This window comes from Amycolatopsis sp. NPDC045836, assembly GCF_056431745.1.
This window is the reverse complement of sequence record NZ_JBWKKF010000009.1, coordinates 18,922-42,226: the sequence shown is the minus strand read 5'-3', so window position 1 is coordinate 42,226 and position 23,305 is coordinate 18,922. Positions and strand designations below refer to the sequence as shown.

Here is a 23,305-nt window from a genome sequence, read left to right as displayed (position 1 = left end):
CGTGACGCCGGATCCCCCTCATGGCCGCATTCGTGTTTGCGGATTCGACTGTCAGTAAGTTACCCGGGTGACCTGTCCCACGACGGCCCGAGATCGGCAAGGGGTGCGGGCACCGGGTGCTACCGGGGGTGGTCCTCCTCCTCGCCGGCCACGCGCAGCCGCCGGAACTCCTCGCCGAGCGCGGCGGGCGTCCAGTGCGCGTTCAGCCCGCTGGGGTTGGGCAGCACCCAGACCTTCGAACCGGCGATGGTCTCCGGCTGCCTGCCCACCGTCGCTTTCGGCCTGCGGAACGCGGTCCGGTAGGCGGTGATGCCGACCACGGCCAGCCAGCGCGGCCGGTAGCGGGCCAGCTTCTCGGTGAGGATGAGCCCGCCCCGGTGCAGTTCGTCCTTGGCCAGCTCGTCCGCCCTGGCCGTGGTGCGCGCGGCCAGGTTGGTGATGCCGAAGCCGAGTTCGAGCAGTTCGTGCTGCTCGTCCGGCCGGAACCGGCGCGGGGTGAACCCGCCCGCGTGCAGCGCGGGCCAGAACCGGTTGCCCGGTCTGGCGAAGTGCAGGCCCACCGCGCCGGAGTAGAGGCCGGGGTTGATCCCGCAGAAGAGCACCTTCAGCCCGGGGGCGATGACGTCGTCGATCTCACCGCCGTGGGCCGCGGTGAGTTGCTCGGGGGTGGGTCGCACGGCAACAAGTGTGCACGGCGGACCAGTTGGATACCCCGGTGCGATGTCCACCAAAGTTCTCGCACTGACCGTCGACTGCCACGACGCCGACCGGCTGGCCGGGTTCTGGTGCGCCGCGCTGGACTACCGGGAGGTCGACCGCTGGAAGGACGCCGTCGGCGTCGAGTACCTGACCATCGGCGACCCGGCCCGGCCGGACGGGCTCCGGCTGCTCTTCCAGCCGGTGCCGGAGGACAAGGCGGTGAAGAACCGGCTGCACCTGGACCTCGGCCCGGTCGAACGGGACCAGCGCGCCGAGGTCGACCGCCTCGTCGGCCTGGGCGCCTCCCTGCTCGACGAGGCACCCGAACACCCGTGGATCGTGCTGGCCGACCCCGAAGGCAACGAATTCTGCGTGTTGCCGCGTCAGGACCACTGATACTTCGGCCTGTTGCCTGAATCACCTTCGAATGCGTAGGCTGTGTGACTTGACGCACAGCGGCGTGTGGAGGTGGCGTGGTGGAGCTGGTTCTGGTGGTGACCCTGGTACTGGCGATCTTCGCGGCCGCCGCGTTCCTGGTGTCGAGCGAGGACAAGCGAGCCGCCCGCCGGCGCGCGGCCCAGCGCCGGGCGCGCCTGGCGCGGCTCGGCGAGGTGGACCCGCTGGCGCCCGGCCGCCTGGCCGCCACCGTGGGTGACCGGCGCTTCGACCGCTGAACCCGCCCGCAGGGTGAGGTAGAGCGCGGCCAGCACCCAGCCCAGCGCGGCGCCGGTGGTGTTGGCGAACAGGTCGTCCACGTCGAAGATGCGGTAGACGAACGGCGCGGTGCCGAAGTTGGCGGTCACCTGCGTGACCTCGATCAGCAGCGAGACGCCGAGGCCGATCGCCGCGGTCCCGGCGAACCCCCGCCGCCAGACCAGCCCGGCCACCACGCCCAGCGGCACCAGCAGCAGCACGTTCATCGCCAGCTGCTGGAAGGTCTGCGTGCCCAGCGCCTGCCAGCCCGCCGCGCCGTGCTTGGCCAGTTCGGCGCCGATGTCGGCCACCCACTGGAACGGGACCAGCTGCACCGTCTGGCTGAGCCGCGGGGTGTCCGGGCCCGGCACCGGCAGCAGCACCACGGCCAGGCCGAGGCAGGCGTACAGGGTGAGCACCGCACTGGCCACCAGCCCCTTCGGCCGGACTCCGCCGTGCCGCGCGTGCTGCACGATCGCCTGCGGGACGACCAGCGTGCCCCACACGGCGAGGAAGGCGAGCAGTCCGTACTCGAGTGCGGTGACCTGTGCGTGCGTCATGCCCCGAACGTTAGGTATTCGCAGGTCCCGCCCACTTCGGTCGAAGAGTTGCCCGGCCGGGGGTCCGCCTCGGCCGAATGGCCGAGGCGCGCACCGGCCGGGTGGCCGGTCGCGCACGCTCGGCGATTTTACCCGCTGGCCGCCTTTTCCCTCTGGTGGAAGCCCTGCCGAGCAGGCAGACTCCCGGCTCGAAACGGAGGAGAAATGATCCTGTCTACCCGCCTGCGCAGGCGAGCTGGCACCCTCGGGGTGGCCGTGCTGGCTTCGCTCGGCCTGGTCGCGGCGGGTTCACCCGCGTCCGCCGCGCCCGCCGCCACCACCGACGTCCGCCTGATCACCTTCAACGACCTGCACGGCAACCTCGAACCGCCGTCCGGTTCGTCCGGCCGGGTCACCCTGCCCAACGGGTCCACCGTGGACGCCGGTGGCGCCGCCTACCTGGCGTCGCACGTGCAGCGGCTGCGCGGTGAGGTCGAGAACTCGGTGGTGCTCTCGGCGGGTGACAACGTCGGTGCCTCGCCGGTGATTTCGGCGTTGTTCCACGACGAGCCGACGATCGAGTTCCTCAATTCGCTCGGCGTGCGGGCGTCGGCGGTCGGCAACCACGAATTCGACGAGGGGTACCGGGAACTGCAGCGCATGCAGTTCGGCGGCTGCCACCCGGACGACGGCTGCCAGTTCCGCGACCGCTACCGGGGTGCGAAGTTCCCGTTCCTCGGCGCGAACGTCACCTTCGACAACGGCGTTCCGGCGCTGCTGCCGTTCAGCGTGGAGTTCTCCGGTGGCGTGCCGATCGGGGTCATCGGCGCGACGCTGAAGGACCTGCCGACGGTGGTCACGCCGGAGGCGATCAAGGGGCTGGAGTTCGGCGACGAGGTCGAGGCGATCAACCGCACCGCGACCCTGCTCGACCGCCTCGGCATCAGGGCGCAGGTGGTGCTGCTGCACCAGGGCGACAACACCGAGGGCGGCGGCCCGGACGACTGCAAGGCGCTGCCGGGTCCGGCCACGAAGATCGCCGAGAACGTCAGCCCGTCGGTCGACGCCATCTTCACCGGGCACAGCCACCAGCAGTACAACTGCACGGTCGACGACCCGTCGGGCAAGCCGCGCACGATGATCCAGGGTGCCTCCTTCGGCCGCCTGCTCTCCGTGGTGGACCTCAAGATCGACCGCCGCACGCGGGACGTGGTGCGCGAGCAGTCCAAGGCGCACAACGAGATCGTCACCCGCACGGTGACCCCGGACGCGGCCACGCAGAAGCTGGTCGAGGAGGCCGAGGTCAAGGCGGCCCCGATCGCGAACGAGCAGGTCGGCACCATCTCCGGCGACCTCCTGCGGGCCGCGGCGCCGTCCGGTGAGATGCCGCTGGGCAGCGTGATCGCCGACGCCCAGCTCGAAGCGACCAGGTCGAACGGCGCGCAGATCGCCCTCACCAACCCGGGCGGCGTGCGCGCGGACCTGGTGTACGCGTCCTCGCCCGCCGGTGAGGGCGACGGCGTGGTCACCTACGGCGAGGCGTTCACCGTGCAGCCGTTCGCCAACATCATGCAGACCATCACGATGACCGGCGAGGACCTGAAGGCCGTGCTGGAGCAGCAGTGGCAGCAGGCTTCACCGCGGATCCTGCAGATCTCGTCGACGCTGAAGTACGCCTACTCCGCCTCGGCGGCGCCCGGTTCGAAGGTTTCCGACCTGACCGTCGAGGGCCGGCCGGTCGACCCGGCGGGCACCTACCGGGTGTCGGTGAACAACTTCCTCGCCGCCGGCGGCGACGGGTTCACCGGGTTCACCAAGGGCACCGACCTGGCAGGCGGCCCGGTCGACCTGGACGCGCTGATCGCCTACTTCGGCGCGCACCCCGGCATCGCCCCGCCCGCCGCGGACCGGATCACCGTCAAGCCGTAGTGCGCCGAAATAGCTCCGGCCCCTCGTTCAACAGAACGGGGGGCCGGAGCGTTTGAGCGGGGTGAGCCCCACTTTCGACGAGTTCGTCGCCCAGCGCCTCGATCCGTTGCTGCGGTACGCGACCGTGCTGACCTGCGACGCGCACTTGGCGCAGGACGTCGTGCAGGAGTCGTTGCTGCGTGCCCAGCAGCGTTGGCCGCGGATCGCCGCGACGGGTCAGCCCGCCGCGTACGTGAAGCGGATGGTCACCAACGAGTACCTGTCGTGGCGGCGCCGCCGGGCCAGGACGGAAGTGTCGTTGTCGCACGCCGACCTGGAACCGCTGGCCCGCCGCGAGGATCCCGCGGGTGACTACGACGAGCGGGACGCGATGCTCGCCGGGATCGCGGCGCTGCCGGCGAAACAGCGGGCGGCGGTGGTCATGCGGTACTACGAGGACTGCTCGGACGCCGCGATCGCGACCGCGCTCGGCTGCCGGGAAGGCACCGTGCGCAGCCACATCTCCCGGGCGCTCACCACCCTGAGAGCGATCAAAACGGAGGCGGAGCGAACATGACCGAGGAGCTGATCAGGGCCGCGCTGGGCAAGCAGGCCGAGCGCGCGCCACACCCGGGTCCGGTGCTGCACGCGCTGGCCGGACCACCACGGCGAACCCCGCGGCGGTGGGCACTGGCCGGTCTCGCCGCGGCCCTGGTGGTCGCGTTCGCGGTGGGCGCCACGGCGTTGCTGGCGCCCGCACCACCGGCGCCGGTGGGGGCGGCGCGGCCGCTGACCGCGTTGCCGATGCGGTACGACCTGACCTGGCTGCCGGACGGCTACGTCGAAACCGAGCGGTCCAGCTCGGCGGACGGGCAGTCGCGGACGTGGACGCTGGGCACGTCGGCGATCACCCTCCACCTCATGGCACCGGACGATCGGATCGACGATTTCACCCCGCTGCCGGAGGACCGGGTGACGGTGCTCGGCCAGCCGGGTGAGTTCTACCAAGGCAGTCGTGAGGCGCTGACCGTGCTGGAGTGGCAGTCGCCGGAGCCGTTGCGGAAACTGAGGCTGCAGCTCGAATCCGTGGCTGGCGGCCGGGTCACCGCGCAGCGGCTCGCCGAGTCCGTGCGGCCGTCGGCGGACGTGCTGACGCCGGCGTTCGAACTGCCGCGACCGCCGTTGCCGATGCTGGTGTCCGCTTCCGGAGCAGGCGGAAAACTGGAAGGGCTGCACCCGGCGGGCTACGGGCCGGAGCTGGAAGTGGTGACCGCCCCGGCGCCGGACGACCCCACCGGCGGGCACGAGGTGCGCGCGCGCGGCACCACGGCGACCCACGTCCCGTTCCGGGCGGAAACCGGTGCGGCTTCGCTGAGCGTGCCGCTCGACAACGGGGAGTGGCTGGTGCTGCGGGCGTGGACGCTGGACGAGAGGGGGGAACGCAGCGCGTCGGAACTGGATCTGGTGGGACTGGCCGAGCAGCTCGTGTTCAACTCGGCGACCGACTTCTCGTGGGTGGGCACGCGTTAACGTCCAGCGCATGACGATCGTGCGTTCGCTGGCCCTGTTCGTGGTCGCCGCGCTGGCCGAGATCGGTGGTGCCTGGCTGGTCTGGCAGGGCGTGCGGGAGCAGCGGGGCTGGCTGTGGGTGGTCGGCGGGGTGGTCGCACTCGGTGCGTACGGCTTCGTCGCCACCCTGCAGCCGGACGCGCACTTCGGCAGGCTGCTGGCCGCGTACGGCGGGATCTTCGTGGCGGGCTCGCTGCTGTGGGGCGTGGTGCTGGACGGCTACCGCCCCGACCGGTACGACCTGCTCGGCGCGGCGATCTGCCTGGTGGGTGTCGCGGTCATCATGTACTCGCCGCGCTCCTGAGCGACGGCCCCACTACGACGGCTGCGGCCCCCGTCCTGGTCGTGGACGCGGAGCAGTTGGCCGAACGGGTTCCGTCCGCGCCGTGAACAGCGGATGAGTCCACTTGCCGTAGTGGTAACGGCAGGCGGCGATGCGAACCTCGTCCTCGGCGACCTTGTACACGAGCCGGTGTTCGTCGGTCATCCGCCGCGACCAGTGACCCTGGAAGCCGTGCTTCAACGGCTCCGGTTCACCGATGCCCTCGTTGCCGTTGCGGCGGACGTCCTCGATCAACTCGTTGATGCGCTTGAGCACCTTGCGGTCCTCGGTCTGCCACCAGAGGTAGTCCGCCCACGCGAACTCGTCCCAGACCAGTTTCCTTCCGTGAGTTTGTGCTGCTGACCACGGAGTCGAGCGTCTCGGCGTACTTCGCACGAGACTCGGAGTAGCTCATGGTCTTCACGGACACCCCCCTCGACGTACAAGATCGTGTACGTCCGCGATCGGGGTCAGACAAGGGGTGGAAGCCGCCGATAATCGGTTTGGGGTTGGTGGGGTGGTCGCCATACTCGGCGGCATGGAGTTCGACAGCTTCGACTCGCGTGGGTACCGCACGGTCGACGTGCGCACCGGGTACGGCGAGTGGGTCAGCACGTACGAAGACACCGTCCAGGACGAAATGGACATCGCCGTGCTCGACGAGTTGCGGGTGCCGCGGTGGTCCCGGGCGACCAGGGCGCTGGACCTCGGGTGCGGCACCGGGCGCACCGGCGCGTGGCTCCGGCGGCACGGCGTCACCGCCGTCGACGGCATCGACCTGACCCCGGAGATGCTGGCCGCCGCCAAGGAACGGGGCGCCCACGACCGGTTGTTCGAAGGCGACGTCACCAGCACCGGCCTGCCGGACGAGACCTACGACCTGCTCATCGCCTCCCTGATCGACGAGCACCTGACCGACCTCGCGCCGCTGTACCGGGAGGCCTTCCGCGTCGCCGCGCCGGACGCGCACTTCGCGCTGGTGGGGCTGCACCCGCACTTCATCATGGCCTCGGGCATGCCGACGCACTTCACCAACACCGACGGCGAGTCGATCGCCATCGCCACCACGGTGCACCTGGTCAGCGACCACGTCACCGCCGCGCTGGGCGCGGGCTGGCGCCTGGCCGAACTCCGCGAAGCCGTGGTGGACGACCGGTGGATCGCCCTGAAACCGAAGTGGGCGAAGTACCGCAACCACCCGGTGTCGGCCGCCTACGTCTTCCACAAGGAAAAATGACCCGAAAAAAGGGCTGGTGCGCAATTCGAATTGCGCACCAGCCCTTTTCGCTGAGCGGATGACGGGAATCGAACCCGCGTATTCAGCTTGGGAAGCTGATGTTCTACCATTGAACTACATCCGCAGTACTCGACCGAGCATACACGGGGCTGAAACCCCGCCTCGCTCCGGCCTCCCCGAACTTACCGCCTTGACGGGGCGCCCGGCAAGTGACAACACTTGTTGTCCGAAGGTGGTGAGGCGCGTGGACGAGCCCGAGTTGTTCCGCCAGGGCGGGTTCCGGCTGGCCAGGTGGGCCACCGGCGACCTCCGCGGTGACGAGCGGCAGGTTCGCCGGTTGCGCGAGTTCGCCCAGGCCGAGGACCCGCTGGCCGACGCGGTGGTGGCGATGATGCGCGAGCGCCCCGGGAGCCGGGAGCTCTTCGAGCGGGCGCTCCAGCGGGGGATCGACAGCGTCGAGGAGCCGCCGCCGGAACTCGAAGCCTTCTTCCGCAGCGTCGAGGCGACGCCGTTCTGGGTCGACCAGGCGCGCGTCGAGCGCGGGGCGCGGGCGATCGTGCGCACCGGCTTGCTCGGCCTGTTCCCCCTCGGCGACATGGCGCTGATGGGCGGCTACCTCGCCTCCCGGGCGACGAAGTCGCTGGTCGGCACCGGGGCGATCGAGCACCGGGCGACCAGGCGGCTGGTCGAGACGGCGACCTGGTGGCTGGAGGTGACCAATCCCGGCGCGCTGCGGCCCGGCGCCGAGGGGTACGTCGCCGCGCTGCGGGTGCGGATCGTGCACGCGCACGTCCGCGCCGCGATGAACCGCCGCCCCGACTGGGACTACGCCAACTGGGACCGCCCGGTCAACCAGGTGCAGACCACCGGCACGCTCCTCCTCTTCTCCCTGGTCTTCGTCTTCGGCACGCAACTGCTCGGCATCCGCTACACCGCCCGCGAGCGCGCCGACATCCTGCACCTCTGGCGCTACGCCGGCTGGCTGATGGGCGTCGACGAAGAGCTGCTGCCCGCCGGTGAGCGCGACGCCTGGCGCCTGCTCTGGCTGCTCGCCGCCACCGAGTTCATCCCCGACGAAGATTCGAAGCGGCTGGCCAAGGCGCTGCTCGAGTCGCACGCCGACGTGGGGCGCGGTCGCGGGGCCGTCGGCAAGGTGCTCTCGCACGTCTCCGTCCGCGTGCACTCCTCGATCAGCAGGCTGGTGCTCGGCAAGGCCAACGCCGACTTCCTCGAACTGCCCGACGACCGGATCGCCCAGGGTGCCGTGGTGGCCGCGGCCGGGGCGATCTTCGCCGCCGAGACCGTCCGGCGCACCGTGCCCGGCCTGACCGCGCTGCAGGAACGCATCGGCCTGGCCGAACGCCGCGCGTACGGCGCCCACCTCGCGAAACTGTTCGACCTCGACCCCACCTACGCCCAGCACGCGCTGCGCCCCGGCTAACCTGGGCCCGTGCTGCTCAGTGACCGCGACCTCCGCAAAGACGTCGAATCCGGACGGCTCGGGGTCGACCCGTTCGACCCGGCGATGCTGCAACCGTCCAGCATCGACGTCCGGCTCGACCGCTTCTTCCGGGTCTTCAACAACACCAAGTACACCCACATCGACCCGCGTCTCCAGCAGGACGAGCTGACCTCCGTGGTGGAGAAGGAGGGCGACGAGCCGTTCGTGCTGCACCCGGGCGAGTTCGTGCTCGGCTCCACCTTCGAAAGCTTCAAGCTGCCCGACGACCTGGCGGGCCGCCTCGAGGGCAAGTCGTCGCTGGGCAGGCTCGGCCTGCTCACCCATTCCACCGCGGGCTTCATCGACCCGGGTTTCGCCGGCCACATCACCCTCGAACTGTCCAATGTGGCCAACCTGCCGATCACGCTGTGGCCGGGCATGAAGATCGGCCAGATGTGCTTGTTCATGCTGAACAGCCCGGCCGAGCACCCGTACGGTTCGGCACAGGCCGGTTCCCGGTACCAGGGCCAGCGCGGGCCGACGCCGAGCCGCGCTTACCAGAACTTTCACCGGATCGACACCAAACGCTGACCAACCACGGAAAGCGCCCCCATCCGTGTAACGAAATCCCCCATTCCGGCGAATAGTCGGCAGTATCTTCTTGGCTCCGATGGGGGTTTCGTGCGCAAGGCCGGGCTAGGCGTGGCGATGGTGTTGGCCCTCGGCGGCCCGGCGGTGTTCGCGGTGACCCCCGCGACCGCCGCCGACGAACCGGGCATCGAGCTGACCAAGGAGGTCGTCGGCGGGCCGTTCCGCACCGGCGACCAGGTGACCTTCCAGTTGACCGTGCGCAACACCGGCAACGTGCCGCTCGCCCGCGTCACGGTGTCCGACCCGCGCACGCCCGAGTGCTCGCAGAGCCGCGCCGAACCGCTGGAGCCGGGTGGCACCTGGGGTTACGGCTGCTTCGCCGCCGCACCCGCGCAGGACTTCACCAACGTCGCGACGGTGACCGCGCGCCCGCCCGCCGGCCGCCGCGCGGAGGCCACCGCCGACGCCGCGGTGGACGTCATCCACCCCGGGCTGGCGATGAAGGTCAGCGGCGCCGAGTACGCCCGCAAGGGCGAGACCACCGACGTTTCGGTCACGCTGACCAACACCGGAGATTCCCCGTTGCGGGACGCCAAGGTCGTCGACCCGAACTGCACCAGGAACTTCGGCACGCTCGCGGCCGGGGCGTCGAAGACCGAGACCTGCACCTTCAAGGCCACCGAGAGCATCGACAAGACGATGCGCGCCAACGCCACCGACGGCACCCACCGGCTCGTGCCCGCCTCGGCCGGGCACCGGCTGGCGGTGATCAACCCGGGGCTGTCGCTGACCAAGAAGGCGCTGGGCGGCCCGTACCGCGTGGGCGATTCCGTGGTGTTCGAGGTCGACGTCACCAACACCGGCGACGAGGACCTGGAGAACGTCCAGGTCACCGACACGCAGGCACCCGAGTGCGCGCGCAAGATCAACCTGCTGCTCGCCGGGACCGCCGAGGGCTACCGGTGCGCGATGACCGCCACCGAGGACGCCGAGGTGAAAACCGTGGCGAGCACCGTCGCCGCGGACAAGAAGCCGCTGACCAGCCAGGCGACCGCGTCGATCGACGTGATCCACCCGTCGCTGGAGTTCACCCACGCGGCCACGCCCGGCCGGACCTACCCGGGTGAAGAGGTGACGGTCGAGCTGTCCGTGCACAACACCGGTGACGTGCCGTTGACCGCGATCGAGGTGACCGACGACCGCGACCCGTCGTGCGGGTTCACCGTCGAGACGCTGGACCCGGACACCACCGAAACCCGCACCTGCACCTTCGTCGCCGAACAGGATGTGACCAGCACGGCCGCGGTGACCGCGGTCGACCCGCTCGGCGGGAAGCTCACCGAGGAACAGGACGCCGCCGTCGACGTGCTCGGCCCCGGCATCACGGCGAAGCTGGCCGGACCGGACAAGCCGGTCAACCCCGGGCAGAAGGCCGCGCTGACCGTCGAGGTGACCAACACCGGTGACGCGGTGCTGACCGACGTCGCCGTCGAGGACCCGCTGACCGGCTGCGCCGCCTTCCTCGGCACGCTGCAACCCGGCCAGCGCCACGACGTGCCGTGCGAGTACACCCTCGGCGAGCAGGACGTCGTCTACTTCGTGAAGGTGACCGGCTTCGACCCGCTGTCCAAGGACTTCACCTCGACGGACGAGCTGATGCTCCGCGCCGCCAAGCCCGGCCTGGAGCTGACCAAGGACGCGGGCGCGGAGCGGGCGTCGGCCGGTGCCACCGTCACCTTCACGCTGACCGCGAAGAACACCGGCAACACCGTGCTCGCCCCGGTCACCGTGACCGATCCGACGCTGGCTGCCTGCGACCGGTCGTTCGATCGGCTCGGCGTCAACGAAACGCGCACCTGGACGTGCACCACCCCGGCGCCGCAGAGCGGGGAGCTGAGCAACACCGCGAACGCCGAGGCGACCCCGGACACCGACCGGGCCGGGGCCGAGCTGACCGACTCCGACACCGCGGTGGTGCAGGTCGGCGGCGGTGCGGCCAGCCAGTCGGGTGGCAGCGGCACGCCGAAGCAGTCGCCGGCGAAGGCGCTGGCGTCCACCGGGGTCGACGCCCTGCCGACGGCGGTCGCCGGGCTCGGTCTGCTGCTCGCCGGGGCCGCTCTGGTGCTGGTTTCTCGACGTGGCCGAAAGCACGTGAACTAAATACGCCCCGCTTACGTAGGGTCCACATGACCATGCTTTGGTGGTAATTTCCCGGCTCGTGTCAGCCGTGAACTCGCGTAAGAAGTCACTTTCCGTGATGCTTGGCGTGCTACTGGGTGGCGCGCTCGCCGCCGGGGGTTACCTGACGCTGGACCGGCCCGCCGAGGTCGGCGCCGTGGCGGCCCAGCAGCGGGTCACCGGGGACCTCACCGCGTTCCGGGCGGCGCAGCAGACGACCACGAGCGCGCCGGTCACCACCACGACGAGCGTCGCGCCGCCGTCGTCGTCGACCGCGCCGCCCAGCAGCAGCGAGGCGCCGACGAGCAGCAGCGCCCCCACTTCGCCGGCCGAACCGGAGGAGACACCGAAGGCCAAGCCGGTCGACGGCTCACCCGGCGCCCAGGTGGTCGCGCTGGTGAACCAGGAGCGGGCGAAGGTGGGCTGCGGGGCGATCGGCGTGGACGACCGCCTGGTGCGGTCCGCGCAGGCGCACAGCGACGACATGTCGGCACGCGGCTACTTCTCGCACACCACCCCCGAGGGCGTCACCTTCGACCAGCGGATCAAGAAGGCGGGTTATCCGAAGCCCGGCGCGGAGAACATCGCGAAGGGTTCCACCACCGCCGCGCAGACGATGAAGATGTGGATGAACTCCGAGGGGCACCGGCGGAACATCCTCAACTGCGACCTGACCAAGCTCGGTGTCGGCGTGGCCACCGGGGGCTGGTACTGGACGCAGAACTTCGGCTACTGACGCACAGGAACGCCGGCGGGCTCACCGCCGCCGGCGTTCCTCCGTGCACTCGGTTTGAGGGGTGTCCGTCCCTTCCGGCCGCCGAACCGCAGATCCACCATTCGTTCGCACCCCCTGCGGGGCGGCGTCCGCCGGACACCGGGAGCTATCTACCCCGGCCCGGCGTGGTCCAAACCAGTTGTGTGCCGTGTCACAGGGCACCGTGGCGACCGGCACCCGAGGCGAACCGCTGGGCACCCGCCAGCGCGTCGGCGGACAGCGAGGCGAAGCCGTGCCGCAGTTCGCCCGCCATGGCGTCCGCTTCGGACAGACCTTCCTGCTCCAGCACCGACAGCCGGTCCTCACGCAGGCAGGTCTGCGGGAACGCGGCGAGCTGCGCGGCCAGCCGTTCGGCCTCCGCCCGCGACTGCCCGCTGGGCACGACCCGGTTCACCAGGCCCATCCGGTGCGCTTCGTCGGCGGACACGCCCCGGCCGGTCAGGATGAGGTCCATCGCGTTGCTGGTGCCGATCAACCGCGGCAACCGGACCGTGCCGCCGTCGATCAGGGGCACGCCCCACCGGCGGCAGTGGACGCCGAACACCGCGTCCTGCTCGGCCACCCGCAGGTCGCACCAGATCGCCAGCTCCAGCCCGCCGGCGACGGCGTACCCGGCGACCGCCGCGAGCACCGGTTTGCCCAGCCGCAGCCGGGTCGGCCCCATCGGCCCGTCGCCGTGCTCGATGACCCGGTTGCCGTTCTCGGTGCCCATGGCCTTCAGGTCGGCACCCGCGCAGAACGTGCCGCCCTCCCCCCACAGCACGGCCACGTGGGCGCCGGGGTCGGCGTCGAAGGCGCGGAACGCCGCCGCCAGTGCCGCGGCGGTCGGCCCGTCGACCGCGTTCCGCTTCTCCGGGCGGGACAGGATGATCGTGGTGACCGGCCCGGTGGACTCGACCCGAACCGCGGTCACACCCGGGCCCGCTCGATGATGGCCCGCACGTCGGAACCGGCGGGCAGGGTGCCGAAGGCGGCACCCCAGTCCCCGCCGAACCGGGAGGCGCAGAACGCGTCGGCGACGGCCGCGGGTGCGTGCCGCACGAGCAGCGAACCCTGCAACACCAGCGCGAGCGCTTCGACGATGCGCCGGGCGCGGTATTCGATGTCCGCGAAATCGGTGAGTTCCTTGCGCACCGCGGCGACGGCATCGTCCAATCGGGAATCCGCACCGGCGGCCGTTTCGACTTCGGCGAAGAACGCCTCCACCGAATCCGGTTGCTTCGCCATGGCGCGCAACGCGTCCAGGGCGGCGACGTTTCCGGAACCCTCCCAGATGGACATCAACGGCGATTCGCGGAACAGCCGGGGCATGCCCGATTCCTCGATGTAGCCGTTGCCGCCGAGGCATTCCAGCGCTTCCGCGGCGTGCATCGGCGCCCGTTTGCACACCCAGTACTTCGTCACCGCGAGGCCGAGGCGCCGGAACGCCTGTTCCTCGGGGCGGTCGGTGGCGCCGGCCAGTCGCATCGCGACGGTCGTCGCCGCTTCGGCCTCCAGCGCCAGGTCGGCCAGCACGTTCGTCATCAGCGGCTGCTCCACCAGCCGCCTGCCGAACGCGCTGCGGTGCTCGGCGTGCTGCACCGCGCGCACCACGCCGTACCGCATGCCCGAGGCGCTGCCCAGCACGCAGTCCAGGCGGGTCATGTTGACCATCTCGATGATGGTCCGCACCCCGCGCCCCTCCTCGCCGACCAGCCAGCCGACGGCGTCGTCGTACTCGAGTTCGGCGGAGGCGTTGGACCGGTTGCCCAGCTTGTCCTTGAGCCGCTGCAGGTGGATGCGGTTGCGGGTGCCGTCGGGCAGCACCCGCGGCAGCAGGAAGCAGGACAGGCCGCCGGGGGCCTGCGCCAGGGTCAGGAACAGGTCGGACATCGGCGCCGAGGTGAACCACTTGTGCCCGGTGAGCAGGTAACCGCCTTCGGCGGGCCGGGCGGTGGTGGTGTTCGTGCGGACGTCGGACCCGCCCTGCTTCTCGGTCATCGACATGCCCGCGATCAGCCCGCGCTTCCCGCCGGGTGCCCGCAGGCCGAAGTCGTATTCGCGGTTGGCCAGCAGCGGTTCGTAGACCGCGGCCAGCTCGGGGTTGTGCCGCAGCGCGGGCACGGCGGCGTAGGTCATCGAGATCGGGCAGCTGTGCCCGGCTTCGACCTGGCCCCAGGTGTAGAACTTCGCCGCCCGCGCGGCGTGCGCACCGGCGCGGTCGTCCCGCCACGGTGCGCCGTGCAGCCCGTGCGACACCGCGACGTTCATCAGGTCGTGCCAGTGCGGGTGGAACTCGACCTCGTCGACGCGGTGGCCGACGCGGTCGTGCGTGCGCAGCTTCGGCGGGTTCTCGTTGGCCAGCCTGCCCCATTCCTGCGCCTGCTCACCGCCCGCCAGCGCGCCGAGTTCACGCAGCTCCGGCTCGGCCCAGCCGGCGCCTTCGCGGTGCAACGCGGCCAGCAGCGCCGGGTCCTCGGCCGCGTTGTAGCCGGTGAGCGCCGGGACCTGGTTGGTGACCTCATGGGTGGGTGGCATCGGAACCTCCTAGAGCACGCAGGACGAAGGTGCGCAGTGCGGGCAGGGCGTCCCCGCCCTGTGCGGTGAGCGGGCCGATCAGGACCTCCGCCGCCGCGCCGACCAGTGCCGCCGCGGTGACCTCGGCGTCCTGGGGCGGCAGCGCGCCGGCGCTGACCCCCTCGGTGATCCGGCGGGCGACGACGTCGCGGAAGGCCCGGCGGAACACCAGGCGCTCGGCCTCGATCGGCACGTCGACCGGTTCGGCGAGCAGCGCGTAGGCCAGCCGCGGCGCCTTGAGCGCCCGGGTGGCGAAGGTGTCGAACACGGCGAAGATCCGTTCGACCACGTCGTCGGCGGAGGCCGCTTCGACGGCGGCGACCTCGCGGGTCACCACCTCGCGGAACACCTCGACCACCAGCTCGGCCTTGCCGGGGAAGTGCCGGTAGACGCTGCCGGTGGCCACCCCGGCCCGGCGCGCCACGGCCGCCATCGAGCAGCCCGCGTACCCGTGCTCGGCCAGCAGTTCGAGCGCGGTGGCCAGGATTCCCGCGCGCTGGGCGTCCAGGCGGGCCTGGACCTGCGGCGTGCGGCGGTACGGCATGGAAGGATTGAACGCCGATTCATTCCTTCGCGCAAGACCCTCAGCCGGACGGCCGCCAGTCGCCGTACCGCTGCAGCACCGCCGACCGCAGTGCCGCGTCGGTCCGCGGCACCGGTTCCAGGAACACCTCGGTGATGTCACCGAACTCGGCTGACAGCTCACCGGCCAGCCGCACGCAGAGGCGTTCCAGTTCCCCGGCGGTGATCGAGTCGACGAAGTCCAGCCGCGCGCAGACCAGCACCTGGTCGGTGCCGAGCAGCATGGTCTGCAGATCGACCAGCGCGTCCACCTCCGGTGCGCCGGCCAGGTGGTCGCGGACCCCGCGGACCAGCACCGGATCGGCCTGCCGCCCGATCAGCAGCCCGCGGTTCGTGCGGCCGAGCAGGTAGGCGACCACGGCCAGCAGCAGGCCGATGGCGATCGAGGCGAGCCCGTCCCAGATGGCCGAACCGGTCACGTGGTGCAGCCCGATGCCGGTGAAGGCGAGCAGGATGCCGAGCAGCGCGGCGGAGTCCTCGAACAACACCGTCTTCGGCGCCGGGTCGTCGACCAGCCGCAGGTGCTCGGCGATCGAGCGGTGCTCCTCCTTCGACTCGCGGCGGACCTGCCGCAGCGCCTGCAGCCACGAGACGGATTCGAGCGCGAACGCCAGCGCCAGCACGCCGTAGGCGAGCAGCGGGCTCTCCTGCTCCTGCGGTTCACCGAAGACCGTGGAGAACCCCTCGTACAGGGCGAACATCGCGCCGGAGGCGAAGATCGACACCGCCGCCAGCAACGCCCAGAAGTAACGCTCCTTGCCGTACCCGAACGGGTGCACCCGGTCGGCCGGCCTGCCCGAGCGGCGCAACGCGGTGAGCAGCAGCACTTCGGTGATCGTGTCGGCCACCGAGTGCGCGGCCTCCGCCAGCATCGCCGAGGACCCGGTGATCAGCCCGGCGATCAGCTTGAGCACCGCGATCGCCAGGTTCACCCCGCCCGCGAGCAGAACGGTGAGCGTGCTTTCGCCGCCGGATTCGCTAGCCACCGGCCGATGGTAAGGGCGGTTCAGAGCCGCCGCAGGCCGGTGAGCACGCGCTCCATCAAGGCCAGGTCGGGCCGGGTGCCCGGGGTGGCCATCGCGCCGTGCACCGCGACCAGCCCCTGCTCGGCCATGTCCCCCAGCAGCACCCTGGCCACCCCCAGCGGCACGCGCAGCCGAGCCGCGACCTCGGCCACCGAGCGCGGCTCACGGCAGACCGCGCGCACCGAGTGGTACTCGGCCCCCAGCCGCGCGTCCCGCCACTGGGCGCAGGCCCTGGTCGAGATCATCGTCTCCAGCCCCAGTTGCCGCTTCGGCTTGGTCCGCCCCTTGGTCAGCACGTACGGCCGCACCAGCGAGCGCTGAGCCGGCACCGGCTCCGGGATCATCCGCGGCTCGCGAAACGGCTGCACCCGCTCGTGCGGAATGGTCCAGCCGTTAGGTCTGCCCGATGAATGGTTCACAATCCGCCGCCCCTCCGCTCCGCACAAATGTGCCTCACCGGCGACGTCGGCAGTGAGGAATCTTCATGCTACTGCCCCTGTCTATCCGCCAAATGGGAAATTCCAGGTGGGCTCGATTTCAGACCCCCAGTTGTCCTGCTCGGACAATGCACGTGCAAATTGCACATCCCACTGCATTCGGCGACGGGCGAACACGGCCAGCGGGGTCGGGGCCGAGGTCGACCACACCGCGGCGTCCACTGTGCCCCGCAGCTCCCGGTGCTGCGTGCTGAGCAGGAACAGCGACAGCGGGATACCGGTGGTGTGCGAACCGGGCGCGGCCCGCGCACCGCGCGCTGCCCGAAGGCCGCGGCGAAACCGGGGTGGGTTCGGGTTTCCGGCGTGGATCGCGGCAGTGCGGCGCTGACCAGCGCGGCCGCCGCCGTGACGAGCGCGGCGGCCAGCAGCGGACCGGCCAGCTCGGGCAGGCCGAGCACCTCGGCGGTGCGCGCGGCCGGGGCGATCAGCGGCGGTCTGCCCAGCGCGCCGACCGTGCCCGCCCAGACGGTCGCCGACAACGCGCGGCCCTGGCGCTCGTCCGGATACAGCTCGGCCGCCGCGTACCGGGGCAGCTGCGCACCGCCGCTGCCCAGCCCGAGCACCAGCGAACCGGCCGGCAGCAAGGGGAACAGCCCGGCCACCGCGCCCGCGGGCGGCGAGCAGCGAACGACGCCGCCCGCGGGCGGCGACCAGCGGGGCCGAGCGCCCCGGCGGCGGTGCCGAGCACGCCACCGACGGCACCCCGCTCCAGCCCGGCCCCGGCGACTCCGTCGCGATCAGCGCACCGGCCGTGGCGGCCCGGCCATCGCGGTGTTCATGCACGCCACCCCGGTGAAACAGGGCGGCCACCACCCGACGCCGGGCACCGGCCCCTCGAGGGCGGTCACGGACCCCAGGCGAGGGGCCCGGACCGGAAAGCCCCTACTTGTCCTCGTCGGGCAGCGGGGTGCCGGTGGGCACCTTGTCCGTCGGGGTGTCGGCCTTGCCATCCGGCTGGGCCTCACCGCCCGGCTCCTCCAGCGGGTCCGACCCGTTGGCGGGCAGCGAAGTGTCCACAGTGGACGGGACCGGGGCCGGCTTCCGCTTGACCGCGGTGAGCAGCAGCTGCGCCACGTCCACCACCTCGACCTTCTCGCTGGCCAGGCCGTCGCTCTGCCGCGAGGTGACCCCGTCGGTCAGCATCACCCGGCAGAACGGGCACCCGGTGGCGATCTTCGACGGCGCGGTGCCGAGCGCCTCGTCCACCCGCTCCACGTTGATCCGCTTGCCGATGCGCTCTTCCATCCACATCCGCGCCCCACCGGCACCGCAGCACATCGACCGGTCGCCGTGCCGCGGCATCTCCCGCAGCGAGGCACCCGAGGCGCCGACCAGCTCACGCGGCGCGTCGTAGACCTTGTTGTGCCTGCCCAGGTAGCACGGGTCGTGGTAGGTGACGTCCTCGGCGATCGGCGCCACCGGCACCAGCCGCTTCTCCCGCACCAGCCGGTTCAGCAGCTGCGTGTGGTGCACGACCTCGTACTGCCCGCCCAGCTCCGGGTACTCGTTGGCCAGGGTGTTGAAGCAGTGCGCGCAGGTCACCACGATCTTGCGCTTGAGCGGCTCCACGTCCTCGAACACCGAGTTCAGCACCTCGACGTTCTGCTGCGCGAGCATCTGGAAGACGAACTCGTTGCCCGCGCGCCGCGCCGGGTCACCGGTGCAGGTCTCCTCCGGGCCGAGCACGGTGTACTTGACGTCCGCCATGTGCAGCAGCTCGGCCACCGCGCGGGTGGTCTTCTTGGCGCGGTCCTCGAAGGCACCCGCGCAGCCCACCCAGAACAGGTACTCGGTGTCGCCGAACTCCCCGTCGAACACCGGCACCTCGAAGTCCAGGTCCTCCGCCCAGGCCAGCCGGTCCTTGGCGTTCTGGCCCCACGGATTGCCCTTGTTCTCCAGGTTCTTGAACATCCCGTTCAGCTCGGACGGGAAGTTCGACTCGATCATCACCTGGTAGCGGCGCATGTCGACGATGTGGTCCACGTGCTCGATGTCCACCGGGCACTGCTCCACGCAGGCCCCGCAGCTGGTGCACGACCACAGCACCTCGGGGTCGATCACACCCAGCTCGTCCGGACCGCCGATCAGCGGGCGCTCGGCCTCCGCCAGCGCCAGCACGTCGATCCCGGCGTGCGGGTTGTCCCCGGTCAGGCCGACCTCTTCCCCGGTGACGTCCTTGCGGCCGCCGGCGAGCAGGTACGGCGCCTTCGCGTAGGCGTGGTCGCGCAGCTGCGTGATCACCAGCTTCGGCGACAGCGGCTTGCCGGTGTTCCACGCCGGGCACTGCGACTGGCAACGGCCGCACTCGGTGCAGGTGGTGAAGTCCAGCCAGCCCTTCCAGCTGAAGTCCTCGATCTTGCCCGCCCCGAAGACGTCCTTCTCCGGGTCGGCCTCCTCGAAGTCGAGCGGCTTGCCGTCGCTCATCATCGGCTTGAGCGCGCCCAGCGCGACCCCGCCGTCGTCCTCGCGCTTGAAGTAGATGTTGGGGAAGGCGCTGAACCGGTGCCAGGCCACGCCCATGGTCATGTTCCTGGCCACCACCCAGACCCAGACCATCGCGCCCATCAGCTTGATGAAGGCGAACACCGAGACCAGGGTGGGGCTGGCGGGCAGCAGGTCGCCCAGCGGCTCGGAGACGAAGGCCGCCCAGGTCGGCAGGTCGTGGGAGCCGAGCGCGGACTTGGCCGCCCGCACGCCGAGGATGCCGATGCCCTCGAAGACCACGATGAACTCGACGAAGTACGCCTGGCGGAAGTTCGAGCCGGCGAACCGGGACACCCGGTCGGCGCGGCGGGGGTGGTTCCGCTGGCGGATGACCGCCAGCGCCAGCCCGCCGACGATGGTGCCGACGCCGAGGACCTCCATCAGCAGGTGCCACAGCGACCAGTGGTCCAGGATCGGCCAGCCCCAGGTCGGCACGAAGACCTCACCGTAGGCTTCGAACAGCGCCATCGAGCCGATCAGGAAGCCCCACATCACCAGCCAGTGCCACGGGCCGACGTGCTTGAGCTTGTTCATCCGCGTGTGCGCGGCGAACTCCTTGACCAGCGTTTTCATCCGCGGCCCGAACGGCCCGTTGCGGGTCGGGTCCGGCTGGCCGAGGCGGATGATCCTGACGAAGCGCACGATCGTGACGACGAACATGCTCCAGGCGACCAGGCTGACCGCGACGGCGATCAGCCCGAGCGTGAGCTGTACAGCACCCATGTCGGGGGCCTCCGGGGTTCATCTGGCGTGTGGTGGTGCGAGGAGGGTAGCGCTGATTACTCATCAGTAACCAATTGGCGCGCGAGAAGTCCCACTGATGTGGCGCAGAACTCGCTGGTTACCGGGACGATCGTTCCGGTAGTTTTGCCGACATGGGCGCGTACCTACTCCTGGCCATCGCCATCGTGGGCGAGGTAACCGCCACGATCTCACTGAAGCTCTCCGACGGCTTCTCGAAGCCGATCCCCTCGGTGATCGTCGTGGCCGGCTACGGGCTCGCCTTCGCGATGCTCGCCATGGTGCTCAAGGCCGGGCTGCCGATCGGCGTCGCGTACGCCATCTGGGCCGCCGCCGGGGTCGCGCTGGTCGCCCTGATCGGCGCGATCTTCCTCGACGAGGGCTTCAACTGGACCATGGGTGCCGGGCTGGTGCTGGTGATGGCCGGTGTGGTGCTGCTGGAACTGGGACGGGCGCATTGACGGCGGTGAAGCGGCAGACGGACGGCCGGAAGGCACGCGGGGAGAAGCGGCGGGCGGAGCTGATCGACGCCACGCTGCGGGTGATCGAACGCGACGGCGTCGCCGGGGTCACCCACCGCACCGTGGCCGCCGAGGCCGGGGTCCCGCTCACCTCGACCACCTACCACTTCGACAGCCTGGACGACCTGCTGATCGCCACGCTCATCTCGTGCGCCCGCGACATGGCCACCGAGGTGTACTGGATGATCGACCGCGCGCGCTCACGCGGCAGCCGCGGTGCCGAGGAGGTCGCGTCGCTGCTCGCCGAGGCGCTCGGGCCGCGGCGCGGGCGCACCATGGCCGAGTACGAGCTGTACCTGCTCGCCGCGCGCCGCCCGGAACTGCGCCCCGCCGCCCGGCGCTGGCTGGACGTGCTCACCTCGATGGTCCGGCACGATGACGAGGTGGCGTTCAGGGTGTTCCTCGCCGGTATCGACGGCCTGCTGGTGCAGGGGCTGATCGACGACGAACCACCGTCGGCCGAGGAGCTGCGGCCGGTGGTCGACTACCTGCTGAAACCGCACTGATGGAGATCGACGAAGCGGTGCGGCGGCACGGTTTCTCCGGCGTGCTGCGGGCGGACCGGGGCGGCGAGACGGTGTTCGCGGGGGCCTACGGCTTCGCGCACCGGGCGCACCGGGTGCCGAACACGCTGGCGACGCGCTTCGCGCTCGCCAGCGGTACCAAGGCGTTCACCGCGGCGACCGTGCTCTCGCTGATCGAGGCGGGTGCGTTCGACGAGCGGACGACGGTGCGCTCGGTGCTGGGCGGCGAACTCCCGCTGGTGCACCCCGGGGTGACCGCCGGGCACCTGCTGCGGCACACCGCCGGCATCGGCGACTACTGCCCGGACGACGCCGGCCCGCCACCGGGCCAGTGCCTGCTCGCGTCCACTTCGGACTACCTGGCGGCGATGGCCGGGCTGCCCGCCGACTTCCCGCCCGGCGAACGGGTTTCCTACAACAACGGCGGTTACGTGCTGCTGGCCGTGCTCGCGGAGCGGATCACCGGGACGCCGTTCCCGGAACTGGTCCAGCAGCGGGTGTGCGGCCCGGCTGGGCTCCGCGACACCGGTTTCCTGCGCACCGACGACCTGCCGGGCACCGCGGCGACCGGATACCTGGCCGACGGCCGGACGAACGTGCTGGAGGTCCCGGTGCACGGCCACGGTGACGGCGGCCTCTACTCGACCGCCGGCGACATCCACCAGTTCTGGCGGGCCCTGCTCGGCGGCCGGATCCTGGCCGACCCGGAGTACCTGCTCTCCGAGGGCCTCGGCTGCCGGCCGGTCGACGGTGGCGCGGCGATGCAGGGCGGCGACGCGGGCATCAACTTCCGCAGCGTGCACCGGCCGGCCGCCGGGACCACCTGCACCGCCATCGCCAACGCGGGCGGGGTCATGGCGCTCTCGGCCCTGCTCGCCGAAGCCGTGGACGCGGCTCCCGGCGGGGAGGACCGCGTCCACGGCTGACGAACGGGGGCTCAGCCCCTGTTCTCGTGGGTGCCGGTCAGGTGGGCCCGGCCGACGGTGTTCGAGAACAGGTTGAAACCGAGGAAGGCGGGGGTGGCGGTGTCCGGGATGTCCAGTGCTTCCACCCCGACGGCGTGCACGGTGAAGATGTACCGGTGCGGCCCGTGCCCCGGCGGCGGGGCGGCCCCGAGGAAGCGGTTGAGGCCGCCGTCGTTCTTCAGGGTCACCGCGCCGGGCACGGGTTCCGGGTGCTTGCCCGCGTCGGTGGGCAGGGAGGTCACCGTGGCCGGGATGTTGAACACGGCCCAGTGCCAGAACCCGCTGGCGGTGGGGGCGTCGGGGTCGTAGCAGGTGACCGCGAAGCTCTTGGTCTCCGCGGGGAAGCCCTCCCACGACAGCTCCGGCGAGACGTCGTCGCCGCCGGCCCCGAAGATGCCGCTGAGCTGCGGCGTGGCCAGCGCGGCGCCCTCGGCCAGGTCGCCGCTGCGCACGGTGAACCCCGGCACCGCGGGCAGGAAGTCGTACGGGTTGGGCGGTTGAGGCATGCGGATCCTCCTCCTACGTCGGCAACGGCCACAGGCTATCGGCGCCACCGCCCCCGGGCGGGGTAGGGACAACCTCAGGGGACATTAGGGGGTTCACCCGGATGCCCCGCGGCCCCCGCGCGCCTTAGCGTTTCCCGCAGAAGAAACCTGCACGGGGAGGACTCAATGGCGCGGCCTGGGCTAGCCATCGGCGGTATCGCGTTGATCGTGGCCGGAGCGGCGATCGGGTTCGGGTGGTGGTGGCCGTCGACGAGCGAGGCGACGGGCCAGGTGGACGAGCGGATCCAGCGGGTCCGCATCGCCGGTGACTCGGGGAGCGTGCACATCCGCACCGCGGACGTGGCGCGGAGCACGGTGGTCCAGCGCTTCGAGTACCGGTGGGGGGAGCCGGGCGCGAGCTACTCGGTCGAGGGGGACGAGCTGGTGCTCGCCGACTGCGGCAACTGGTGCTCGGTGGACTACGACGTGACCGTGCCGGTCGGAACCGTGGTGTCGGGGCACGCGGACTCCGGCGAGATCACCCTGGCCGGGGTGGCCGGGGCGGACGTGTCCGCCGATTCCGGCCACGTCGACGTGCGGGACGTGGCGGGTCCGGTGACCGTGCGGGTTTCTTCGGGGGACGTCACGCTCGCCGGCATCGGGGCCGCGGTCAAGGTCGTGGCGGACTCGGGGCACATCACCGGGACCGGGCTCAAGGGCCGGGTCGACGCGGAGACGGATTCCGGGAACGTCGAGCTGACCATGGCCGCCGCGCAGGAGGTCCGGGCGCACGCCGACAGCGGTGACGTCGAGGTCGCCGTGCCTGCCGGGTCGTACCGGGTGGAGGGCAGCACCGACAGCGGTGACCGGGACATCTCGATCCCGACCGGGGGTGGCACCGCCACCGTGCTGCTGCAGCTCGACACCGACAGCGGCAACGTCGTCGTCCGCCAGGTCTGAACGAGAGCGAAGG

24 protein-coding genes and 1 tRNA gene are annotated in these 23,305 nt (G+C 71.2%); 14 read left to right on the top strand and 11 right to left on the bottom strand.

Going from position 1 to position 23,305, the window contains the following annotated elements:
- Positions 1-119 precede the first annotated feature (119 nt).
- Positions 120-677, bottom strand: coding sequence for a G/U mismatch-specific DNA glycosylase (mug, locus tag AC07EG_RS18860; RefSeq protein ID WP_478254408.1), 558 nt, complete (start codon positions 675-677; stop codon positions 120-122).
- A gap of 43 nt (positions 678-720) precedes the next feature.
- On the opposite strand from mug, the gene AC07EG_RS18855 reads away from it, so the two are divergent.
- Positions 721-1,095, top strand: coding sequence for a VOC family protein (locus AC07EG_RS18855; RefSeq protein ID WP_478254407.1), 375 nt, complete (start codon positions 721-723; stop codon positions 1,093-1,095).
- Here AC07EG_RS18855 and AC07EG_RS18850 read toward each other — a convergent pair.
- Positions 1,083-1,952, bottom strand: coding sequence for a VanZ family protein (locus tag AC07EG_RS18850; protein WP_478254406.1), 870 nt, complete (start codon positions 1,950-1,952; stop codon positions 1,083-1,085). The genes AC07EG_RS18855 and AC07EG_RS18850 overlap by 13 nt on opposite strands.
- A 204-nt stretch (positions 1,953-2,156) precedes the next feature.
- Between AC07EG_RS18850 and AC07EG_RS18845 the strand changes: the two genes are divergently transcribed.
- The 4 genes from AC07EG_RS18845 (at position 2,157) to AC07EG_RS18830 (ending at position 5,712) form a co-directional block, all read left to right on the top strand.
- Positions 2,157-3,860 carry a bifunctional metallophosphatase/5'-nucleotidase gene (locus AC07EG_RS18845; RefSeq protein ID WP_478254405.1) on the top strand — a complete coding sequence of 568 codons (1,704 nt, stop codon included), beginning with the start codon at positions 2,157-2,159 and terminating at the stop codon, positions 3,858-3,860.
- 61 nt (positions 3,861-3,921) lie between these two features.
- Complete coding sequence (locus tag AC07EG_RS18840; protein ID WP_478254404.1) at positions 3,922-4,416, top strand: SigE family RNA polymerase sigma factor; 495 nt, start codon at positions 3,922-3,924, stop codon at positions 4,414-4,416.
- Positions 4,413-5,369, top strand: a complete 957-nt coding sequence (locus AC07EG_RS18835; RefSeq protein ID WP_478254403.1) for a hypothetical protein — start codon at positions 4,413-4,415, stop codon at positions 5,367-5,369. The genes AC07EG_RS18840 and AC07EG_RS18835 overlap by 4 nt, the downstream gene beginning before the upstream one ends.
- A 10-nt stretch (positions 5,370-5,379) precedes the next feature.
- Entirely contained in the window at positions 5,380-5,712 is a 333-nt protein-coding gene (locus AC07EG_RS18830) for a YnfA family protein (RefSeq protein ID WP_478254402.1), read from the top strand.
- 12 nt (positions 5,713-5,724) lie between these two features.
- On the opposite strand, the gene AC07EG_RS18825 is transcribed toward AC07EG_RS18830, so the two are convergent.
- On the bottom strand, positions 5,725-6,006 hold the full coding sequence (locus tag AC07EG_RS18825) for a Txe/YoeB family addiction module toxin (RefSeq protein ID WP_478254401.1): 282 nt from the start codon (positions 6,004-6,006) through the stop codon (positions 5,725-5,727).
- A gap of 262 nt (positions 6,007-6,268) precedes the next feature.
- Between AC07EG_RS18825 and AC07EG_RS18820 the strand changes: the two genes are divergently transcribed.
- Positions 6,269-6,967, top strand: coding sequence for a class I SAM-dependent DNA methyltransferase (locus tag AC07EG_RS18820; RefSeq protein WP_478254400.1), 699 nt, complete (start codon positions 6,269-6,271; stop codon positions 6,965-6,967).
- Positions 6,968-7,020: 53 nt separating this feature from the next.
- Here AC07EG_RS18820 and AC07EG_RS18815 read toward each other — a convergent pair.
- Positions 7,021-7,091, bottom strand: a tRNA-Gly gene (locus tag AC07EG_RS18815).
- A 120-nt stretch (positions 7,092-7,211) separates the two neighbouring features.
- Between AC07EG_RS18815 and AC07EG_RS18810 the strand changes: the two genes are divergently transcribed.
- From AC07EG_RS18810 to AC07EG_RS18795, 4 genes are all read left to right on the top strand, one after another.
- Positions 7,212-8,408, top strand: coding sequence for an oxygenase MpaB family protein (locus tag AC07EG_RS18810; RefSeq protein ID WP_478254399.1), 1,197 nt, complete (start codon positions 7,212-7,214; stop codon positions 8,406-8,408).
- 9 nt (positions 8,409-8,417) lie between these two features.
- Positions 8,418-8,999, top strand: a complete 582-nt coding sequence (gene dcd, locus AC07EG_RS18805) for a dCTP deaminase (RefSeq protein WP_478254398.1) — start codon at positions 8,418-8,420, stop codon at positions 8,997-8,999.
- 117 nt (positions 9,000-9,116) lie between these two features.
- Positions 9,117-11,159, top strand: coding sequence for a DUF7507 domain-containing protein (locus tag AC07EG_RS18800; protein WP_478254397.1), 2,043 nt, complete (start codon positions 9,117-9,119; stop codon positions 11,157-11,159).
- A gap of 97 nt (positions 11,160-11,256) precedes the next feature.
- On the top strand, positions 11,257-11,913 hold the full coding sequence (locus AC07EG_RS18795; protein WP_478254396.1) for a CAP domain-containing protein: 657 nt from the start codon (positions 11,257-11,259) through the stop codon (positions 11,911-11,913).
- Positions 11,914-12,103: 190 nt separating this feature from the next.
- On the opposite strand, the gene AC07EG_RS18790 is transcribed toward AC07EG_RS18795, so the two are convergent.
- From AC07EG_RS18790 to AC07EG_RS18765, 6 genes are all read right to left on the bottom strand, one after another.
- Positions 12,104-12,865, bottom strand: coding sequence for a crotonase/enoyl-CoA hydratase family protein (locus tag AC07EG_RS18790; RefSeq protein WP_478254395.1), 762 nt, complete (start codon positions 12,863-12,865; stop codon positions 12,104-12,106).
- A complete protein-coding gene (locus tag AC07EG_RS18785; protein WP_478254394.1) occupies positions 12,862-14,469 on the bottom strand; it encodes an acyl-CoA dehydrogenase family protein in 1,608 nt (535 codons plus the stop codon). The genes AC07EG_RS18790 and AC07EG_RS18785 overlap by 4 nt, the downstream gene beginning before the upstream one ends.
- Positions 14,453-15,052, bottom strand: a complete 600-nt coding sequence (locus AC07EG_RS18780) for a TetR/AcrR family transcriptional regulator (RefSeq protein WP_478254393.1) — start codon at positions 15,050-15,052, stop codon at positions 14,453-14,455. Before AC07EG_RS18780 ends, AC07EG_RS18785 begins: the two co-directional genes overlap by 17 nt.
- Positions 15,053-15,092: 40 nt before the next feature.
- Positions 15,093-16,076 (bottom strand): cation diffusion facilitator family transporter, encoded by a 984-nt coding sequence (locus tag AC07EG_RS18775; RefSeq protein ID WP_478254392.1) that lies wholly within the window; start codon positions 16,074-16,076, stop codon positions 15,093-15,095.
- Positions 16,077-16,096: 20 nt separating this feature from the next.
- Positions 16,097-16,459, bottom strand: coding sequence for a DUF742 domain-containing protein (locus AC07EG_RS18770; RefSeq protein ID WP_478254391.1), 363 nt, complete (start codon positions 16,457-16,459; stop codon positions 16,097-16,099).
- Between the two features lie 1,035 nt (positions 16,460-17,494).
- Complete coding sequence (locus AC07EG_RS18765) at positions 17,495-19,819, bottom strand: (Fe-S)-binding protein (protein ID WP_478254390.1); 2,325 nt, start codon at positions 19,817-19,819, stop codon at positions 17,495-17,497.
- A 152-nt stretch (positions 19,820-19,971) separates the two neighbouring features.
- Here AC07EG_RS18765 and AC07EG_RS18760 point away from each other — a divergent pair, with 152 nt between their 5' ends.
- From AC07EG_RS18760 to AC07EG_RS18750, 3 genes are read left to right on the top strand one after another with little or no spacing between them, the layout of a single operon-like run.
- Positions 19,972-20,298, top strand: coding sequence for a DMT family transporter (locus tag AC07EG_RS18760; RefSeq protein ID WP_478254389.1), 327 nt, complete (start codon positions 19,972-19,974; stop codon positions 20,296-20,298).
- Positions 20,299-20,303: 5 nt separating this feature from the next.
- Positions 20,304-20,864, top strand: a complete 561-nt coding sequence (locus AC07EG_RS18755) for a TetR/AcrR family transcriptional regulator (protein WP_478254388.1) — start codon at positions 20,304-20,306, stop codon at positions 20,862-20,864.
- Positions 20,864-21,808 (top strand): serine hydrolase domain-containing protein, encoded by a 945-nt coding sequence (locus AC07EG_RS18750; protein WP_478254387.1) that lies wholly within the window; start codon positions 20,864-20,866, stop codon positions 21,806-21,808. The genes AC07EG_RS18755 and AC07EG_RS18750 overlap by 1 nt, the downstream gene beginning before the upstream one ends.
- Positions 21,809-21,819: 11 nt before the next feature.
- Here the strand turns inward: AC07EG_RS18750 and AC07EG_RS18745 are convergent, their stop codons facing one another.
- The gene (locus AC07EG_RS18745) at positions 21,820-22,353 is read right to left on the bottom strand and encodes a YbhB/YbcL family Raf kinase inhibitor-like protein (RefSeq protein ID WP_478254386.1); all 534 of its coding nucleotides are present in this window, start codon (positions 22,351-22,353) and stop codon (positions 21,820-21,822) included.
- 165 nt (positions 22,354-22,518) lie between these two features.
- Between AC07EG_RS18745 and AC07EG_RS18740 the strand changes: the two genes are divergently transcribed.
- The gene (locus AC07EG_RS18740; RefSeq protein WP_478254385.1) at positions 22,519-23,292 is read left to right on the top strand and encodes a DUF4097 family beta strand repeat-containing protein; all 774 of its coding nucleotides are present in this window, start codon (positions 22,519-22,521) and stop codon (positions 23,290-23,292) included.
- Positions 23,293-23,305 lie beyond the last annotated feature (13 nt).

Coding starts and splice junctions, on each gene's coding strand:
- AC07EG_RS18850 (WP_478254406.1), bottom strand. CDS start 1,952: ATGACGCACGCACAGGTCACCGCACTCGAGTACGGACTGCTCGCCTTC.
- AC07EG_RS18800 (WP_478254397.1), top strand. CDS start 9,117: ATGGTGTTGGCCCTCGGCGGCCCGGCGGTGTTCGCGGTGACCCCCGCG.
- AC07EG_RS18845 (WP_478254405.1), top strand. CDS start 2,157: ATGATCCTGTCTACCCGCCTGCGCAGGCGAGCTGGCACCCTCGGGGTG.
- AC07EG_RS18785 (WP_478254394.1), bottom strand. CDS start 14,469: ATGCCACCCACCCATGAGGTCACCAACCAGGTCCCGGCGCTCACCGGC.
- AC07EG_RS18835 (WP_478254403.1), top strand. CDS start 4,413: ATGACCGAGGAGCTGATCAGGGCCGCGCTGGGCAAGCAGGCCGAGCGC.
- AC07EG_RS18745 (WP_478254386.1), bottom strand. CDS start 22,353: ATGCCTCAACCGCCCAACCCGTACGACTTCCTGCCCGCGGTGCCGGGG.
- AC07EG_RS18855 (WP_478254407.1), top strand. CDS start 721: ATGTCCACCAAAGTTCTCGCACTGACCGTCGACTGCCACGACGCCGAC.
- AC07EG_RS18795 (WP_478254396.1), top strand. CDS start 11,257: ATGCTTGGCGTGCTACTGGGTGGCGCGCTCGCCGCCGGGGGTTACCTG.
- AC07EG_RS18740 (WP_478254385.1), top strand. CDS start 22,519: ATGGCGCGGCCTGGGCTAGCCATCGGCGGTATCGCGTTGATCGTGGCC.
- AC07EG_RS18765 (WP_478254390.1), bottom strand. CDS start 19,819: ATGGGTGCTGTACAGCTCACGCTCGGGCTGATCGCCGTCGCGGTCAGC.
- AC07EG_RS18820 (WP_478254400.1), top strand. CDS start 6,269: ATGGAGTTCGACAGCTTCGACTCGCGTGGGTACCGCACGGTCGACGTG.
- AC07EG_RS18770 (WP_478254391.1), bottom strand. CDS start 16,459: ATGATCCCGGAGCCGGTGCCGGCTCAGCGCTCGCTGGTGCGGCCGTAC.
- AC07EG_RS18780 (WP_478254393.1), bottom strand. CDS start 15,052: ATGCCGTACCGCCGCACGCCGCAGGTCCAGGCCCGCCTGGACGCCCAG.
- AC07EG_RS18750 (WP_478254387.1), top strand. CDS start 20,864: ATGGAGATCGACGAAGCGGTGCGGCGGCACGGTTTCTCCGGCGTGCTG.
- AC07EG_RS18760 (WP_478254389.1), top strand. CDS start 19,972: ATGGGCGCGTACCTACTCCTGGCCATCGCCATCGTGGGCGAGGTAACC.
- AC07EG_RS18830 (WP_478254402.1), top strand. CDS start 5,380: ATGACGATCGTGCGTTCGCTGGCCCTGTTCGTGGTCGCCGCGCTGGCC.